The following is an 18,630-nucleotide window of genomic DNA, read 5'->3' as shown; positions in this document are numbered from 1 at the left end:
ATCCGTATAAAAACCCGTATAAAAAACAACCGCCACTTCGGCTGGTTGATAAGGTCAAATTATGAATTTTGCAGTGATAGCCTCTCTAGCCGTCTTTGTTGGAATATTGTTCTTTCTATTTAATCAGCAACAAAAGAAACACACTCTTTCACGTCTCGTTTTGATCGGTCTTGTTACCGGTTCTCTTTTTGGTCTTGCTTTGCAACTCATTCACGGTGAAGGCAACAGCGCAATTGCTCAAACACTTGAATGGGTAGGCATTGTAGGCAGTGGCTACGTTGGTCTACTGAAAATGGTCATCATGCCACTAGTATTGGTATCGATGATCTCTGCAGTTGTTAAGTTGGAGAAAGGTGGATCTTTAGGTAAAATTTCTGGCCTGACCATCTCTGTTCTTCTAGTAACGACTGCAATTGCTGCACTTATCGGTATTTTGGTGACAACGACATTTGGCCTGTCAGCAGAAGGGTTAACTGAAGGTGCGCGTGAAACCGCTCGTATCGCCGTTTTAGAAAGCCGTGCCGGTACAGTAAGTGACTTAACTATTCCTCAAATGCTAGTTAGCTTCATTCCAACCAACCCATTTGCTGATCTAACAGGTGCTCGCTCGACATCAATTATCGCTGTTGTGATTTTCGGCGTGTTAACTGGTATCGCCGCTCGTAAAGTGATGATGGAAAAAGCAGAGTTGGAATCACCGATTCGTACTTTCGTAGAAGCTGCTCAATCTATCGTTATGCGACTAGTGAAGATGATCATGGCCCTAACGCCATACGGCATCGCAGCACTGATGGCAAAAGTGGTAGCGACATCAAGCGCAGGCGACATCCTAAACCTACTTGGCTTTATTGTGGCGTCTTATGTTGCTATCGCACTGATGTTTGTTGTTCATGGCGTATTAGTCTCTTTTGTCGGCGTTAGCCCTGCGGAATACTTTAAGAAAATCTGGCCTGTACTGACCTTCGCGTTTACATCTCGTAGCTCAGCAGCAACAATTCCACTAAACGTAGAAGCGCAAATCACGAAGCTTAACGTACCACCAGCGATTGCAAACCTATCAGCATCGTTTGGTGCCACTATCGGCCAAAACGGCTGTGCGGGTATCTATCCTGCAATGCTTGCAGTGATGGTAGCTCCGACAATGGGCATCAACCCACTTGATCTACACTTTATCCTGTCATTGATTGCGATTATCACCATCAGCTCATTTGGTATTGCAGGTGTCGGCGGCGGTGCGACGTTTGCAGCCTTGATTGTTCTTCCTGCAATGGGCTTACCTGTGACCATCGCAGCGCTGCTTATCTCTATTGAACCATTGATTGACATGGCACGTACCGCACTAAACGTTTCAGGCTCAATGACTGCGGGTACAATTGCTAGCCGAGTGCTGAAGTCACCAGAAAGTGAAGCAACATTGGAAGAAACACGAGCATAGAACTCAAATTCCTTCCAAAGCGATAAAACGTAAAATATCAAGCCGATGGTTCGCCATCGGCTTTTTTCATTTTCAAAAATTCAACTTGCATCTTTCGTTGCTAGTCAAGGCGTTGAATGGTCTAATACTGTCATCGGTTTTGTAAACGGTAAGCAGAATGCACCAAGATAATCAGCCCACTTTTTTCTTCTTTGATTATGAGACATGGGGAACCAACCCCGCGAAAGATCGCCCAAGCCAGTTTGCTGGTGTTCGTACAGATGAAAACTTTAATATCATCGGCGAGCCTTTAGTCATGTACTGCCAGCCACCTGCTGATTATCTTCCGTCTCCTGAAGCTGCACTTATTACTGGTATTACTCCGCAAAAAACGGTTCAAGAAGGCCTTTCTGAGCCAGAGTTTATCGCTAAGATTCACGCTGAACTCGCGAAACCAAATACTACCAGTTTAGGCTACAACAGCATTCGCTTTGATGACGAAGTGACCCGTTATACTTGTTATCGCAACTTTATCGATCCATACGCATGGAGTTGGCAAAACGGTAACTCACGTTGGGATTTACTCGATGTACTACGCGCGTGCCATGCCCTTCGCCCAGAAGGCGTAGAATGGCCAGAAAACGAAGATGGCTTCACTAGCTTTAAATTAGAACACTTGTCTGTGGCTAACGGCATAGAGCATAGTAACGCGCACGATGCCATGGCAGATGTGGTTGCGACTATCGAAATGGCAAAGAAAGTAAAAGCAGCGCAACCAAAATTGTTTGATTACTTTTTTTCTATGCGCCAAAAGCGCAAGCTCAATGATTTAGTCGACATCGTCAACATGACACCGTTGATGCACGTTTCAGGCATGCTAGGGCGCGAATGCCAGTACACTAGCTGGATTGTGCCTGTTGCTTGGCATCCAACCAATAATAACGCCGTTATCACCATCGATTTAGCGAAAGACCCTCAACCTATTCTTGAGCTATCCGCAGAAGAGCTGCACGAAAGACTCTACACTAAGCGCGAAGATCTTGGTGAATTGCTACCAGTGCCAGTTAAACTAGTTCATTTGAACAAATGCCCTATTCTCGCCCCTGCAAAAACGTTAACAGCTGAAAATGCGGAGTCTATTGGCATTGATCGCCAGCAATGTCTCGCTAATCTCGCTTTGTTGCGCCAACATCCTGAAATTAGAGAAAAGCTGATTAGCCTCTTTTCAGTCGAGCGTAAATTCGATAAAAGTGATGACGTCGATACACAGCTTTACGACGGGTTCTTTTCTCCGGCTGATCGCGCAGCTATGGATATCATTCGAGAAACCGACCCGAATAATCTTGCTGCATTAGACATTGAATTTGATGACAAGCGTATTAAACCTCTATTGTTCCGCTATCGTGCGCGTAACTTCCCAGGCACATTAGACGAGCAAGAACAAAGACGCTGGGCACTACACTGTCGAGAAGTGTTTGAAAGCCAAATTGAAGAGTACATGCTGAATTTAGAAAACTTAGTTCACGAACATGAAAGTGACGAAAAGAAGATTGCGATATTAAAATCCGTGTACCGTTATGTAGAGAGCTTAGCTTCCTAACTCCTCCTAATACAAGCGCACCTTATGGTGTGCTTGTTGTTTATATACTGTCAAAATGATTAAAGAACGATTCTTACAACTGATCCAACTGCTCATTTCAATCTTCCTCATCATGGGAGCACTTGGCATCGGAATTACCATTCAAAAGTTCACTGGCGTTTCCGTTCCAGGAAGTGTCATCGGTATGCTCGTACTGTTTTTCTCCATGACTCTTGGGCTTGTAAAAGTCGACTGGGTCAAACCGGGCGCCACGCTATTTATCCGCTATATGATCTTATTGTTCGTTCCTATTAGCGTGGGATTAATGCAACATTTCGATATGCTACTCGCTAATGCCCTCCCTATCATTGCTAGCGCAGTTGGAGGCTCACTCATTGTACTAGTCAGCCTCGCTTGGCTGCTGGACTACTTGTTAAAGGAGAAGCACTGATATGTGGTTAGTTGTTACCATTGCGGTTTTTCTTGTCGCGCGCCAAATTGCAATCAAAGTGAATAATCCTCTAGCAAATCCTTTGCTGATCAGTATTGCAGTGCTCATTCCTTTGCTTACTTACTTAAATGTACCGTTTGAAACGTATTATGCGGATAACGAAGGGATCAGTTTTTTACTTCAACCAGCCGTAGTTGCTCTGGCTTATCCACTATATGAACAACTACCACAAATTAAAGCAAACTGGCGAATCATCACTTTTGCTTGCACAGTAGGCAGTGTGATGTCGATGATGACAACCACCTTGATCGCAGTCGCTTTCAAAGCGGATATCAGTTTAATCGCGAGTCTAGTGGGTAAGTCCGTCACTACACCAATAGCGATGGAAATATCGAGTCACCTCGGTGGTGAAGCCGCCGTTGCAGCGATCTTGGTTCTGATTGTCGGTTTATTGGGCGCAATTTTGGCATACCCAATTTACAATTTGATTGGAATTAAACACCCGATTGCACGTGGTCTGACAATGGGTACAGTCTCTCATGCCTTAGGCACCGCTACTTGTGCAGAGAAACAGCCCATAGATGCCGCGTTCTCATCACTCGCATTGGTTTTATGTGGGATCATAACTTCTATTTTGGCTCCAAGCTTTTTTGCTTTGGCTGTCTGGCTATATCAATAGTTAAGCGCTCTCGGTCTGCCCTCCTTCCGGCAGGCCGTAGCCTTTCCGCTTCTTCCTTACCCTTTTCAAAACCCTATCTTATCTATCAACCTCACCCAGTAATATCGTGAAGGGACTTGATCGAGATATACATTCATAGCGTTAGCATTCTAGGTGCTACCACTCGCTCTAGATTACGTAGGTATAAAATAGCATAGCGGTAAAAGTCGCGTTAGTAACATACTCCTGCTCCTTGGTCATATGAATATATACTGATATGGTTAATTGTGAGACGGAGATAACGCTTCACACCTGTGCAATCGAATACATGTGTGAGCTCACTCTAATTATGTAACAGAATTATCAATTGCATTATTTATCGTGATCTAACGCACGGAACATTTCTATCTTTCACATAGAATAACTGTCCATGCAATAACAAGGATTCAACATGAAAAGTCGCATTGAACAGGCGCTAGCAGGCGCTCCAGAAGCACTTTCCAAACAACTTGCTCCTATCATCCAAGCTGATGATTTTGATGCTACGCTTTCAGTTCAACAATTTGAGCAGTTGCTTTCAGCTACCGGTCTATCAGACAAAGAGCTTCGTGTTGCGCTACTTCCTTTTGCCGCAGCGTACTCCTATGCTCCCCTTTCTGACTTTTATGTCGGCGCTATCGTTCGTGGTCTTTCAGGTCGCCTTTACTTCGGTGCCAACATGGAATTCTTTGGTGTACAGTTGGGTCAAACGGTTCACGCAGAGCAGTCTGCGATTAGCCATGCTTGGATGAAAGGCGAACGTGGTGTTAAGGATATCACTATCAACTTCAGCCCATGTGGTCACTGCCGCCAGTTCATGAATGAGTTATCTACCGCAAACGAGCTTAAAATCCAGCTCCCAGAACGCGAAGAAAAGTCACTTCATGAATACCTGCCTGAAGCCTTTGGACCAAACGATCTCGGTATCGAGTCCGGCTTAATGGCAGAAGTTAAACACCAGTTCTCATGTGATGATGAAGGCGCACTCATCCAAAGTGCAGTTGAAGCGATGAACATGAGCCACTCACCATACACCAACAACTTGAGTGGTTTAGCATTAGAGATGACTAGCGGCCGTGTATTCCAAGGCGCTTATGCAGAAAATGCAGCGTTCAATCCTAGCTTGCCGCCGTTACAAGTTGCGCTAATCCAAGTTTTACTTGCGGGTGAAACCTTTGACAGCATCAAAGCCGCTGCATTGGTAGAGAACTCAGAAGGTAAGATCAGTCATTTAGCCGATACGCAATCAACGTTGGAAGCGTTGAATCCAGATATTCCGCTTAGTTTTGTCAACGTATAAACGACAAATTCAACAAAAAGCTCTACAACATGTAGAGCTTTTTTATTACCTAAAAACCAAAAGCAAACGTTTGCTTTGTCATAAAACTTCAGTATGATCTCCTGCAATTTCTGTCTCATCACTCTATTTTGTAAGGGAACACTATGTTTGGCACTGCAACTAGCGCAAATGCTACCCGTGTATTACTTTTAGGCTCTGGCGAACTCGGTAAAGAAGTCGCCATTGAATGCCAGAGACTTGGTTTAGAAGTGATTGCTTGTGATCGCTATGCCAATGCTCCAGCGATGCAAGTCGCTCACCGTAGTTATGTTATCGACATGTTAGATGGGAACGCCTTAGAAGAAGTTATTACGAAGGAACAACCTACTTACGTCGTACCAGAAATTGAAGCCATCGCAACCGGCAAACTGGTAGAGCTTGAAGAGAAAGGACTGAATGTTGTTCCAACCGCTAAGGCAACCAGGCTAACAATGAATCGTGAAGGTATCCGACGTTTGGCAGCAGAAGAACTGGAATTGACGACTTCACCTTATCGTTTTGCAGATAACTTTGAAGACTTCAAAGCCGCGGTTGAGCATGTGGGTATTCCGTGCGTGGTGAAGCCTGTGATGAGCTCTTCAGGTAAAGGGCAAAGTGTTATCAAGACCGAAGACGACGTTACAAAAGCATGGGATTACGCTCAGGAAGGCGGACGTACGGGTGCAGGTCGCGTTATCGTGGAAGGTTTTATCGACTTCGATTACGAAATCACTTTATTGACCATCAGAGCCGTTGACGGTGTGCATTTCTGTGCTCCAATTGGTCATCGTCAGGAAGATGGCGACTACCGCGAATCATGGCAACCGCAAGCTATGTCAGAAAACGCAGTAAAAGCAGCTGAATACACGGCTGAGAAAGTGGTAAACGCGCTCGGTGGCTACGGCATCTTTGGTGTAGAGCTGTTTGTCAAAGGCGATAAAGTCATTTTCAATGAGGTCTCTCCTCGCCCTCACGATACGGGTATGGTTACAATGATTTCGCAGGAAATGTCTGAGTTTGCTCTCCACGTGCGCGCGTTTACCGGAATGCCAATTAATAATATTGTGCAACATGGCCCATCTGCGTCTGCTGTTATTCTTGGACAAGGGACTTCCACAAACATTCGCTTTGAAAACCTAAGCAAAGCTTTAGCTCAACCTCAAACACAAGTTCGTCTATTCGGTAAGCCAGAAATCGATGGTCGCCGCCGTTTAGGTGTTGTCCTTACGCGACGAAAAACCACCGAAGAAGCCGTTCAAGATGCTGTTGAAAGTGCTTCAAAAGTGAATATCATTTATTAAATACGAACCACTCATACAAAAATAGCGCAGCTCAAATTGCTGCGCTATTTCGTGTTCCAAACCGAAGAGAGCCTATTCACTCTCGATTAAGTACACTTCTTCAGAGAAGCGACTTAAGCCTTTTTTCGCAATTTTAGGATGATTCTCGTCAGCTTCATCTACGTTCAAACAAGTAACTTTGTAACCTGAAAATAACTGCTCAATCTCTCCGACCGGCACGCTAAATGGAGGCCCCGCCATCTCTTCTTGAGGATAATTGAGTGTAACAAGCAAAATACGACCGCCTGGGTTCAAAAGTTGCTTGAGACGCTCTACATACTCCTCTCGCATATCTTGCGGTAAAGCAACCAACGCGGCGCGATCATAAATGATATCGGCTTGAGATACTGGTGCAGTGAAAAAGTCCCCAGTATAAATAGAGAGCTCATCAAATTGATAAAGCTCGTGCATGCCATTAAGAGGCGTTACCGTTGGCGTGTAAAAATGTTCAGCAAAAAAGGCACGCACAGCAATATGGCTTAGCTCAACGCCTTCAACCGAATCATGCTTCATCGCTAGCCAAATCAAGTCTTCTGACTTTCCACATAAAGGAACTAACACTTTATCTTCACGCTTTGGATTAGTGTGTTTCCAATATACTGGTAATAGCGGGTTTACATCTTCCAAGTGAAACCCGATCTGATTGCTGGCCCATTTGTTATGCCAAAATTCTTGGTCTCTCATTTTACTTTCTACTTGTCGGCTGTTTTCATTTTGAGAGGTAAGACTAACGTTTTTTTTCAATTTGTCTATGCCGTTCATCTTTGGTTAATACTGCGGTGATAGGATGTAATCGGTCTCATAGGAGACGCGCCTTTATCTGATAATCAGAATAAAGAAAAGAGAAATGGTGATCTAACGCACGATTCTACTTCAAGATAAAACTAAAACCTTGGAATCTTTCGTAATGGCCCCATTTATAAGTTAGTACCTGATTTGCCGAACTTAGCGACCTTTATGTTCCCTATTTTCTAAGTACAAGCAAGTTAAGGAGAGTGAATGAGCTTATTTCTTCGTACTACAGCATTGATGCTTTTGGTACTTAGCCGTGCACCGGCATTTGCCGCACTTCCAATTACCCCTGCGCCTAGTGGCGAACAAAATCGTTCAACCAGCCAAAACGAAGTTTGTTCGAAACTTTTTAAACACAGCCTTAGCGGTTTATATGGCATTCAGTCAATCGACATCACGCCAACTCAGCCATATTCTGACTTCGACATTCTTTACAGCAAAGCTCACCAAGCACAATTTGAACTTGAAACTATCTGTAAGAGTACCGCACTTCTTAATGACGCTCAGCCATACTTCGCAGGCGTGAAATCCAAACAACGAGCAGAAGAAAAGATAGCTTTAGAGTTAGATGGGAAAGTTGAACGTATTACTGACCTAGCACGTGCAACGATTGTTGCTGAAGACGTCGCGAGCTTAGTCTCCATTTATGAAACGTTAGAGCGTGAAACAACGATTGTGAAAGTAAAAAATCGATTCAAAAAACCTGGCCCTTCAGGATATAGAGACTTGAACTTGCTCGTTCGTTTACCAAAAACAAACCTAGTAGCCGAAGTTCAACTGCACTTGAAAGCAATCGCAGATGTAAAAAGCGGTCCCGAACACGACCTATACGAAAAAATCCAGAAACTAGAACGTCAAGCGATGTTGGAAAAACGTGAGCTAAGCGAAATAGAGCTTGCCTCTATTCACAACATGCGTACACAGTCTAAGAACTTGTACCAACAAGCATGGCAACCATACTTAACAACGCATCTAGAAGCGGCGTAACCGATATCATTAAGCGTCTCTCATAAACAGAAAAACCACCGCATTGCGGTGGTTTTCATTTGTATGCACACGAATTTTACGCAAAAAAAGACCACGCCTTAGCGTGATCCATTTATTCGGCTTACTGTACTTTCTTCAGGTTTTCTACACGAGCTTTTAACTTCTGACCCGGGCGAAAAGTCACTACACGTCGAGCAGTAATTGGAATATCTTCACCAGTTTTCGGGTTACGACCAGGTCGTTCATTCTTGTCACGAAGATCAAAGTTACCAAAACCTGACAGTTTTACCTGTTCGCCACTTTCCAGTGCCTTACGAATCTCTTCAAAGAACACTTCCACCGTTTCCTTGGCGTCCCGCTTACTAAATCCTAATTTATCAAACAGGTTTTCTGCCAGTTCGGCTTTTGTGAGCGCCATAAAACTTTCCTCAAAGCTATGTTAAACAATGCTACGTTAGTGTAGCGCCAGAGCAGTTTTACCCTACCAATTCAACAACATATCGGGGTTACATCAGGAAGTGTATGACAAGCTTATGATTTTCGCCAACTTTTTTCTTGGCGAACAAAAGGAATAGCACTACGTAAATTATTGTTAAACGCCAGAAATTTGATATTTTTGTTTTCGTTTCATCTTTATCAGGAAAAACATCCAGACTATAAAACTAAAATCAGTTTAAATATCAACATTAAACACTATTTAATAAAAATATCAGATATTGGTTATTTAACAGACACTTGACATAGAACTTGTCGTAAATTCAGTGATTTGTATGTAACTCGATACGTAACAATTAGATTAAAAGGTATGACCACCTGTACTTTGCAACTGTGCTTAGAAAGCTTGATTAAACCCACGCTTCTCGCTGTTTAACGATGACGCCATATACAAAGATTGATAATGTGGAAGTTCGTGTATTTCCTCATTAGCTTCTTACACTGCTTCTAGGCGACCATGATTAATCAAATCATAAATATTCTTTTCCCTGTTTTTGCTCTTGTCGGAGTTGGCTATTTGGTCGGTCGTTACATCAAGCCTGACTTTCGCCCAATAAACCGCATTAATATTGAGGTATTTACGCCAGCACTGGTATTTTCGTCACTCGTTAGCATGCCGCTCGATTCAAATCAGGGGCCGCTTCTTTTGGCGGCAATTGTCGCGGTTTTAATTCCCGCACTACTCATGCTCCCGGTATGTCGATGGACGTCACTCTCGTTTAAAACCTGGGCGCCACCACATATGTTTCGCAATAGCGGAAATCTAGCTATTCCTTTGTTTACCTATACGTTTGGAGAAATTGCGCTGTCCTCAGCAGTGCTTTTATTTGTCGTGTCAGCATGCTTGCATATCAGCTTAGGCGTAATGCTGCTTAGTCATGGCAACCCTTTTAAGCAAATAGTCAAGATGCCAATCTTTTTAGCAGCGTCGTTGGCTCTGTTTCTCAACGTGTCAAATGTGGGTGCATGGGCGCCTTTATACGAAACCACTGCTCTACTTGGGCAAGCGGCCGTACCCGTGATGCTTTTATCTCTGGGGGCACAAATGTGTCATTTACGGTTGGACGGTTTAAAGATTGGTGTGTTGTGTACCGTGCAGTCACTGGCAACTGGTGCTGTCGCTTTTGCACTTATTTATTGGTTAATTCCCCTTCCAACGATGCAATTGCAAATGATGGTGCTCTTCACAATGCTGCCACCAGCCGTCATGAATTACCTATTTGCGGAAAGACTGAATATAGAACCCATGAAGGTGGCATCAATGGTACTATTTGGCAACTTTTTCAGCATTCTTACGCTGCCTCTTCTGCTTAGCTATACCCTCTCACTCGCTGCCTAACCGCCAATAAGCTATCGTTAGCGTGTATTAGCTGAAAAACAATACGTTCCTAATCTCGGGTAAGGGCCATCCCTAGTTTGGTCTAGTATTTTAAAATAATGAGGGGTGGTGCGAGCAGTAAGGAACTTGAACAACGATAAGGTAATCCTAAAAATAAAAAACCCTGCCAAACTGGCAGGGTTTTCATTTCTTAAGAAGATACGTTACGCGAGATTAGTCACGCAGAGACGCACCAAACTTCTCAGAAACGTGAGCAACGATAGCGTCAACCGCACCAGCGATATCTGCATCTTCAAGCGTACGCTCAAGTGACTGTAGAGTCAGAGCGATTGCTAGGCTCTTCTTACCATCTTCAACGCCTTTACCTACGTAAACGTCGAACAGTTTCGCATCTTTAAGGAACTCGCCACCTTGCTCTAGACAAGCGTTAACGATGTCACCAGATGCAACAGCTTCATCCACTACTACCGCGATATCACGACGGTTTGAAGGGAATTTAGAAAGTGCTACCGCTTCTGGGATCACTTTGCTGTTGATTGCAGACCATTCGATTTCGAATACGATAGTGCGACCATTTAGACCGAACTTACGCTCAAGCTCAGGGTGAACGGTACCGATCACGCCTACTTCTTTGCCGTCTACGATGATTGCCGCAGATTGACCTGGGTGAAGAGCTGGGTTAGCTTTTTTGCTTTCAGGTGACAGTGCAGCGAAAGAGTACGCTTTTTCGTTCGCAGATAGCTCTAGAATCGCTTCTAGATCGCCCTTAAGGTCGAAGAAATCAACCGTGTTAGTTTCGATATCCCAATGTTCTTCACCGCGAGTACCAGCAATAACACCTGCAAGCATAGGCTCTTGGCGCATGCCGTTTTCTGCAGTTTCACATGGGATGAAACGTAGGCCGTATTCGAATAGACGAACGCGTGGCTGTTGACGCTTCTGGTTGTGAACAACCGTGTTCAGCAGACCTTGGATAAGACCAAGACGCATTGCTGACATGTCTGCAGAAATTGGGTTTGGAAGCACTAGAGGCTCAACACCAGGTACAACTAGCTTTTGTTGCTCAGGCTCAACGAAGCTGTATGTAATTGCTTCGTGGTAACCACGATCAACAAGAAGATCACGAACGCGTTTCAGTGGAAGATCCGCTTCAACGTGGTTGTGCATCTTAAGTGCTGCTGCTGGGTGTTGGTTAGGAATGTTGTCATAACCGTAGATACGGCCAACTTCTTCAATCAGGTCTTGCTCGATAGCGATATCGAAACGCCATGTTGGCGCTACTGCCATCCAACCTTCTTCTGAAGCTTCAACAGTCAAACCTAGACGCTCTAGGATTTCTACTACGTCGCTATCTGCAATGTGGTGACCTAGCAGGTTGTCTAGCTTAGTACGACGTAGAGCAACTTTGTTTGGCTTAGGTAAGTCTGCTTCAGACTCTACTGCAACAACAGGTGCTACTTCACCGCCACAAATTTCAACAAGAAGCTGTGTTGCACGCTCCATTGCGCTCACTTGTAGTGCGTAATCCACACCACGCTCAAAACGCATTGAAGAGTCAGTGTGCAGACCGTAGCTGCGTGCGCGACCACGGATGTGGTCAGGTGCAAAGAATGCACACTCTAGTAGAACGTCTTTAGTCTCAGTTGTTACACCAGACTCTTCACCACCAAAGATACCTGCGATTGCAAGTGCTTTGTTATGGTCAGCAACTACTAGTGTATCTGCGTTTAGTTCTGCTTCGTTGCCGTCAAGAAGCGTTAGCTTCTCACCTTGCTCAGCCATACGAACTACGATGCCACCTTCGATCTTCGCTAGATCGAATGCGTGCATTGGTTGGCCTTGCTCTAGAAGAACGTAGTTAGTGATGTCTACTACAGGGTCGATAGAGCGAATACCACAACGACGCAGTTTCTCTTGCATCCATAGTGGTGTTTCAGCTTGAACGTTTACGTTCTTAATAACACGACCTAGGTAACGAGGACACGCAGCAGGAGCTTTCACTTCGATAGACACTTTATCGTCGATTGAAGGGGCAACTGCTTCTACTGATGGCTCAGTCACGTCAGCACGGTTTAGTACGCCAACTTCACGAGCTAGACCACGAATGCTGAAACAGTCAGCGCGGTTTGCTGTTAGGTCTACGTCTACTGTTACGTCGTCTAGACCTAGGAATTCACGGAAATCAGTACCGATTACTGCGTCTTCTGCTAGTTCCATGATGCCGTCTGACTCAACGTCGATACCTAGTTCAGTGAACGAACAAAGCATGCCGTGAGATGGCTGGCCACGTAGTTTCGCTTTTTTGATTTTAAAATCACCTGGAAGAACAGCACCAACTGTTGCTACTGCTACTTTCAGACCTTGGCGACAGTTAGGTGCGCCACAAACAATGTCTAGAAGCTCTTCTTCACCCACGTCAACTTTAGTTACGCGCAGTTTGTCTGCATCTGGATGTTGACCACATTCAACAACGTGACCGACTTTAACGCCAGTAAAAGAACCAGCAACAGGAAGAACGTCGTCTACCTCTAGACCGGCCATTGTAATTTGGTGAGTTAGCTCGTCAGTAGTAACCGCAGGGTTTACCCACTCACGAAGCCATGATTCGCTGAATTTCATGTTGATGAACCCTCTGGATTACTTGAACTGTTTTAGGAAACGAAGATCGTTCTCGAAGAACGCACGTAGGTCGTTCACGCCGTAACGAAGCATTGTTAGACGCTCAACACCCATACCGAATGCGAAACCAGAGTATTTTTCAGGATCGATACCTACGCTACGTAGCACGTTCGGGTGAACCATACCGCAGCCTAGCACTTCTAACCATTTACCGTTTTTGCCTTTCACGTCTACTTCAGCTGAAGGCTCAGTGAATGGGAAGTAAGATGGACGGAAACGTACTTCTACTTCTTCTTCGAAGAAGTTACATAGGAAATCGTGCAGGATGCCTTTCAGCTGAGCAAAGTTTACGTTCTCATCAACCAGCATGCCTTCCACTTGGTGGAACATTGGCGTGTGCGTTTGGTCGTAGTCGTTACGGTATACACGGCCTGGTGCGATGAAACGGAATGGTGGTTTACCATTTTCCATCGTACGGATCTGTACGCCTGACGTATGAGTACGAAGCATCAAGTCTGGGTTGAAGAAGAAAGTATCGTGGTCAGTACGCGCTGGGTGATCAGCTGCGATGTTTAGCGCATCGAAGTTGTGGAATGCATCTTCGATCTCTGGGCCAGCCTCGGTGTTAAAACCAAGTTCGCCAAAGAACTTCTCAATACGCTCTACAGTACGAGTTACTGGGTGTAAACCACCGTTTTCAATACGACGACCTGGTAGTGTTACGTCGATTGTTTCTGCTGCTAGTTTCGCTTCAAGCTCAGCACGTTGTAGTGCATCTTTACGAGCTGCGATAGCTTGCTGAACTACGCCTTTCGCTTTGTTGATCTCTTGACCAGCTTCACGGCGTTCTTCTGGTGGTAGTTTGCCTAGGCTTTGAAGTTGAGCAGTTAGCTCACCTTTTTTACCCAGATACTGAACACGCACTTCATCAAGTGCGACTAGCGATTCGGCAGCTTCAATTGCAGTGCTCGCGCTAGCAATGATCTCTTCTAGATGTTGCATCGTTTCCTCATCTACCTGTAGGTAGTGTCCATAAGGGAGTGATTGGTTTTTTGATAGCTGTACATAGTAGCCAAACCGGGCACCAATGCCAAATTGAATTACGAAAAGAAGAGGTTATTGAATAAAAAGAGCACAAAAACGTCAAAAATGTCATCTTTAGTTAATCTGCCGTTTAGTTGTGCCCTTTTGTTTTAGAAATAGTATTGAATAGATAGCTCGATAAAATCGTCATCTCTAGCGAAGTAGAGCAAATCATTTGGTGTTTCATTTTTAAACAACCAAGCATCAATTTGCCACTTAACGTGATTCGATATTCGGCTCGACGCCTCTAACTTAGCATTGTAAACATCAGCATTATCTAAATCCTTCGTGATTCCCGTCAATACTTCCGTTCCGTCCTCATCATTGAGCGCCCAACGAATACCTGCAAACACATCATTTTGACCGATAGTTTGTGCGTTGTTTCCACGACTGTCATAGAGGTACTCACCAATAACCCCCACATCCCAAACCGTGTCAAATGCACCGACGAAGGTATACTCAAAACCCGTCACAAGACCGACATGATTATCAGCACTATCTCGATAAATACTTTCCAGTTTCCATAACCAATCGCCAACGATTCCTTGCACATCCAGACCGACATGACTCATCAGAGCGTAGTAAGGCTTTAATTCTCCGTACTCAAAACGAAAGTAAGGATCCCGGTTTGTTCCATATAAATAGCTCAGGCCTACGTCCCAATCGCCAAGCATTTTCGAATATCGAAAAGCCACATCTACGTGCTTCTCTTCTCTGCTTGACTCATAGATAGCATCATCAGAGACAACGGGGTCGGTTCTCAAGCGGCCATCTGTACCCGCAAACGTTCGTTCCCTAAAGTAAGGTAACAACATTGCGTGGACGGTGCCCCAGTCTTTGAAAGAGGTAAAATGTAACATCGGCTGACCGAGTTTATCTTCACCATCGACGGCTTCAATGGCATCTGTTTGGTTTACTACATCAACTAAATGGGCTGATTCAGTCACTCCCCAAAAGACCTTACTAATCCCAACTCGAAGCTCATAATCATCCCAATGAGTCAGATAAAGTGCCTCTCGTATGTCACCATGACTTCGCTCATCGTCTAGACCATCCAGACGATAGAAAGGTGTGAAAGTAAAGTTTGCATCACCATTTTGCATCTCCCAGTAAAATTCTGGCTGCAAAACCAATGACGTTTGCGCTTTGCTCTGACCCTGAGAGCCCGTTTCAAAAAACTGACGATGCTCAATATTGACTTGTCCTGCGAGCTCGACGGCAGTCAGAGGCATCGAGTAAAAAAAAGCTGCTGCACTAAGCAACAACCCAGCATTTAATCGCTTCATTTTTCCTCCACTACCTCACTCGCTTCAACACATTCTTATGAAAGTCATTGTCTTGTAATCCAGTGTTAAAACGCATTTCGCTAGTCGTTAGCTCAGTACTTTTTCCTGTTTGATGGTTTGTCATCGCCATAGTGTGCGCTCGCCAATATTGGTTGAGATATTGCTTGTAATCGGAAAAAGAAAGCGTTTTTAACAAAGAGCCTTTGCGGTCGTAAAACTCAACTTTAAGTGGACGATAATGCGCTTTATCTAACCATACCGTTTGCTTGGTATAACCTGAGTTCTTATCGGTCGGAATTTGCTCTACGACGAAAACATCTTGCCCGTTTATGCTGTCATCTTTTAGGTAGTTGAAACGGTATTTTTCAATCTCAAAGGAACTGAGATCCTCATACGCGAATTCACTGCCCATAAAAGGACCTGATTTGTTACGCGAGGAAATACGTTTCACACGTTTCAGTGCAGGAAGGTAAAGCCATTGGTCATCGGCACCCACCGTATGAGAATGGTTAAGAAACGCCGTGCCTTTTACATCTCTCGGTTCATCAAATATCGTGAGCCCTTTGTCACCATCGCCATCAACTTCGAGTGATTGTAAGCGCATTAAACGTGTGCTGCTTTCTCCTTGCGCGTTTCGCAGAATCATTTGCATCGTAGCAACAGAATCCCCCCACCCTTCATCACGGGCTTTGCGCTCTTGGGCAATTTCTAGTCCTTTGGCTTCATCCGCCAACACCGCATGACTCATAATAAGCGAGACAGAAAGTACTGATACTTTTAAGGCATTTTTTACTAAATTCATGTTCAATCCTTTAATTCGTTATGACTGAGTAACAGTCTTGGTTTGAGAGTCAGTTGATTTAAGCTTATTTCGGCGCTCCACCTCGTCGTAAACGCCTTTGTCAAACAACATCAGTAGAGTCGGTAGAAAGATGAAATCCACAACAAGAGCAATGAAGATAACAATGGCACTCAACTGTCCCATATCGGCATTTAAGCGGAAGCTCGACATCGCCAGAACAGAGAAACCAGCAACAAGCACGACAGTCGTAATCCAAAGCGCGCGCCCCACGGTGCGAAAGGCGTAGCGAACCGCTTGCTCCGCACTGTGGCCATCTTTACGAGCGTGTTGATATTTAGAAAGAAAGTGAACGGCGTCATCGACAACAACACCAAGCGTTAATGTCACAACGACAGACAATCCCAAGTTAATCTCGCCAGAAACCAGCGCCCAAATACCAAAACCAATAAGCGCAGGAGCAATATTCGGGACAAGACTAATTAAGCCAAGCTTGAACGAACGCAAGGCAAAGATCAGTAATGCAGAGATTAAGACAAGAGTAATGGGCAAGGTTGACAGCATGCTGGCCATATTCGTTTCACCAATATGCGCAAACATCAATGAAGGACTAGAAGCAACAACATCATATTGAGGCGCGTTTTCGTTAAACCATTGGTAAATGCGATTTTCCAAATCAACAAGCTCGACGCTGCCCAAGTTCTCCACGGTGAGAACCATCTTGATCGACGACTTATCTACATTGATTTGGTTGTTCAAATCTAAACCATACGGTAGTGACATTTCGTAAAGCAGCAGATATTGAGCCGCTAATTCTCTGTCTTGAGGGAGCGAGTAATAAGCCTGATCATCTCCATGCATGTTCTTGTTTAGGCGCTTATAAACATCGCTCAAGGTCGCAACATGGTCCGTTTCTGGCTGCAACCTTAGCCAGTCAGTAAATTTACCCACGGTATTGAGAAAATTAGGATCCGCAATACCCTGCGATTCGTTGGTTTTTATCGCGATACTGATGTTCGCCATGCCACTGATTCGCTCTTCCATAAAATCAGCCGCTCGGCGAAATTCATTGCTATGGCCAAAGTACTCGACGGATTCATCATTGACTTTGTTCAGTGGAATCAAGCTCGCACTCGCGACAATAACAAGCACCGACAACGGCAATAAAGCATGTCGCTTTGACACCACGAAATCTCCTAAATGATCCATAAAGTGCTTTCTTTCATCAGAAGTATCCGACTTCACCGTAACCGGAAGGATATTAAGCAAGGCGGGAAGTAACGTGATGGAAAGGAAACAAGCAACCATGACGCCAAGGGCTGATAGGTTGCCGAAATCTCTCAGGATTGGAGAATCCGACATATTCATCATTAAAAAGCCGATCGCGGTGGTAATGGAGGTAATCAAGATAGGCATGAAATTGAGCGCAATACTTCGCTCAATAGAGTGGGCTTTACTAAAGCCGTTTTGCATAGACTGACGCATTGTCGCGATGATGTGTACACAGTCTGCGACGGCAAGCGTCATCACCAAGGTAGGCACATTAACGGTCGCCGTGCTTAAGAACATACCAGCCCATCCTGACAAGCCCATTGTCACCATAACCGAGCCGATAATAACGATGAGTGTCGCGATGACGCTAAGCAATGAGCGCAACATGATGGTCAGAAACACCAATATCACTAGTAACATAGTAGGCACTAATGTTGCGCTATCATCTTGGGCTGCAGTCATAAACGCGTAGTTCATTGCAATAATACCAGCCTTATGGAATTCCGTGTCTGGGTACACTTGCTGATAACGCTCAATCATTCCGTTTATGTAAGCAACCACCTCTTGTACTTCAGCAGTTTTATCTATTTCAGGGAGTTGGACCGTAATGTTTACGACCGTGACATCTCCTTTTTCAGAAATCAGTGAACTTTTCAAAACCGGCTCACTCAACGCAATACTTTTGACTTTCTCTATTCGTTGAGGTGTCAATTCATATTCGCTATACAGTAAATCTTCGACAAGAAGATCATCTTCAAACGCTTCGGTATGCTGGTAGTTGGCGAGGGAATCAACGCGGGTCGAGTATGGAACTTGCCACGCCTCGTCAGTGATCTGCTGAATAAGAGATAATGTGCTAGGAGTAAAAACAGTGCCGCTCTTTGGCGCTATAACCAAAGCAAGACTGTCAGATTTTGCAAAGGTGGTTTGAATTTCATCAAACGCAAGTAACTGCTCATTTGTTCCATCAAAGAAGATGTCGTAATCTCCTCTAAAGTAAAGATTTTTTCCTCCAATAGTTGCTATGACAATCAATAAAACGGTAGCAAGCATCACCAATACACTGTAATTCGTTGGTAGCTTACCCCACCCTGAACGGGCGTATTGTTGAACGTTGTGATGTGGCATCACACTCTCCTTTTGTGACGTTTCGTCAAAT

At 44.5% G+C, this 18,630-nt stretch carries 15 protein-coding genes; 8 read left to right on the top strand and 7 right to left on the bottom strand.

The genetic code is table 11. The features are described from left to right. Positions 1 to 61 precede the first annotated feature (61 nt). The 6 genes from R7Q39_RS04160 to purT all read left to right on the top strand — a co-directional run bounded on the left by R7Q39_RS04160 (position 62) and on the right by purT (position 6,760). Positions 62 to 1,435, top strand: a complete 1,374-nt coding sequence (locus tag R7Q39_RS04160; RefSeq protein WP_005377885.1) for an L-cystine transporter — start codon at positions 62 to 64, stop codon at positions 1,433 to 1,435. A gap of 157 nt (positions 1,436 to 1,592) precedes the next feature. After that, positions 1,593 to 3,014 carry an exodeoxyribonuclease I gene (gene sbcB / locus R7Q39_RS04155; protein ID WP_085569561.1) on the top strand — a complete coding sequence of 474 codons (1,422 nt, stop codon included), beginning with the start codon at positions 1,593 to 1,595 and terminating at the stop codon, positions 3,012 to 3,014. A gap of 55 nt (positions 3,015 to 3,069) precedes the next feature. Continuing rightward, positions 3,070 to 3,444, top strand: a complete 375-nt coding sequence (locus R7Q39_RS04150) for a CidA/LrgA family protein (protein WP_005397786.1) — start codon at positions 3,070 to 3,072, stop codon at positions 3,442 to 3,444. 1 nt (position 3,445) lies between these two features. Beyond that, positions 3,446 to 4,123 carry an LrgB family protein gene (locus tag R7Q39_RS04145; RefSeq protein WP_005377888.1) on the top strand — a complete coding sequence of 226 codons (678 nt, stop codon included), beginning with the start codon at positions 3,446 to 3,448 and terminating at the stop codon, positions 4,121 to 4,123. 430 nt (positions 4,124 to 4,553) lie between these two features. Next, complete coding sequence (gene cdd, locus R7Q39_RS04140; RefSeq protein ID WP_017633940.1) at positions 4,554 to 5,441, top strand: cytidine deaminase; 888 nt, start codon at positions 4,554 to 4,556, stop codon at positions 5,439 to 5,441. Between the two features lie 143 nt (positions 5,442 to 5,584). Further along, positions 5,585 to 6,760 carry a formate-dependent phosphoribosylglycinamide formyltransferase gene (gene purT, locus R7Q39_RS04135; protein WP_085569562.1) on the top strand — a complete coding sequence of 392 codons (1,176 nt, stop codon included), beginning with the start codon at positions 5,585 to 5,587 and terminating at the stop codon, positions 6,758 to 6,760. Between the two features lie 72 nt (positions 6,761 to 6,832). Here the strand turns inward: purT and R7Q39_RS04130 are convergent, their stop codons facing one another. Beyond that, positions 6,833 to 7,483 (bottom strand): thiopurine S-methyltransferase, encoded by a 651-nt coding sequence (locus R7Q39_RS04130; protein WP_213972299.1) that lies wholly within the window; start codon positions 7,481 to 7,483, stop codon positions 6,833 to 6,835. A 315-nt stretch (positions 7,484 to 7,798) separates the two neighbouring features. On the opposite strand from R7Q39_RS04130, the gene R7Q39_RS04125 reads away from it, so the two are divergent. After that, the gene (locus R7Q39_RS04125) at positions 7,799 to 8,578 is read left to right on the top strand and encodes a phosphoribosylglycinamide formyltransferase (protein WP_213972298.1); all 780 of its coding nucleotides are present in this window, start codon (positions 7,799 to 7,801) and stop codon (positions 8,576 to 8,578) included. Positions 8,579 to 8,699: 121 nt separating this feature from the next. Here the strand turns inward: R7Q39_RS04125 and ihfA are convergent, their stop codons facing one another. After that, on the bottom strand, positions 8,700 to 8,996 hold the full coding sequence (gene ihfA, locus R7Q39_RS04120; RefSeq protein ID WP_005377899.1) for an integration host factor subunit alpha: 297 nt from the start codon (positions 8,994 to 8,996) through the stop codon (positions 8,700 to 8,702). A gap of 534 nt (positions 8,997 to 9,530) precedes the next feature. Here ihfA and R7Q39_RS04115 point away from each other — a divergent pair. Further along, positions 9,531 to 10,412, top strand: coding sequence for an AEC family transporter (locus tag R7Q39_RS04115; protein ID WP_149191887.1), 882 nt, complete (start codon positions 9,531 to 9,533; stop codon positions 10,410 to 10,412). Positions 10,413 to 10,625: 213 nt separating this feature from the next. On the opposite strand, the gene pheT is transcribed toward R7Q39_RS04115, so the two are convergent. The 5 genes from pheT to R7Q39_RS04090 all read right to left on the bottom strand — a co-directional run bounded on the left by pheT (position 10,626) and on the right by R7Q39_RS04090 (position 18,599). After that, on the bottom strand, positions 10,626 to 13,031 hold the full coding sequence (gene pheT / locus R7Q39_RS04110) for a phenylalanine--tRNA ligase subunit beta (protein ID WP_149191888.1): 2,406 nt from the start codon (positions 13,029 to 13,031) through the stop codon (positions 10,626 to 10,628). Between the two features lie 18 nt (positions 13,032 to 13,049). Then, complete coding sequence (pheS, locus tag R7Q39_RS04105) at positions 13,050 to 14,033, bottom strand: phenylalanine--tRNA ligase subunit alpha (RefSeq protein ID WP_005385470.1); 984 nt, start codon at positions 14,031 to 14,033, stop codon at positions 13,050 to 13,052. A 191-nt stretch (positions 14,034 to 14,224) separates the two neighbouring features. Then, positions 14,225 to 15,400, bottom strand: a complete 1,176-nt coding sequence (locus tag R7Q39_RS04100) for a hypothetical protein (RefSeq protein ID WP_411979162.1) — start codon at positions 15,398 to 15,400, stop codon at positions 14,225 to 14,227. Between the two features lie 10 nt (positions 15,401 to 15,410). Continuing rightward, entirely contained in the window at positions 15,411 to 16,202 is a 792-nt protein-coding gene (locus tag R7Q39_RS04095; RefSeq protein WP_025766823.1) for an outer membrane lipoprotein-sorting protein, read from the bottom strand. 18 nt (positions 16,203 to 16,220) lie between these two features. After that, positions 16,221 to 18,599 carry an efflux RND transporter permease subunit gene (locus R7Q39_RS04090; RefSeq protein WP_017634848.1) on the bottom strand — a complete coding sequence of 793 codons (2,379 nt, stop codon included), beginning with the start codon at positions 18,597 to 18,599 and terminating at the stop codon, positions 16,221 to 16,223. Positions 18,600 to 18,630: the final 31 nt, after the last annotated feature.

The sequence above is a fragment of the Vibrio sp. 947 genome (genome assembly GCF_033339115.1).
Taxonomy (GTDB): Bacteria; Pseudomonadota; Gammaproteobacteria; order Enterobacterales; family Vibrionaceae; genus Vibrio; species Vibrio alginolyticus.
This window is presented reverse-complemented; position numbering and strand designations above follow the sequence as displayed.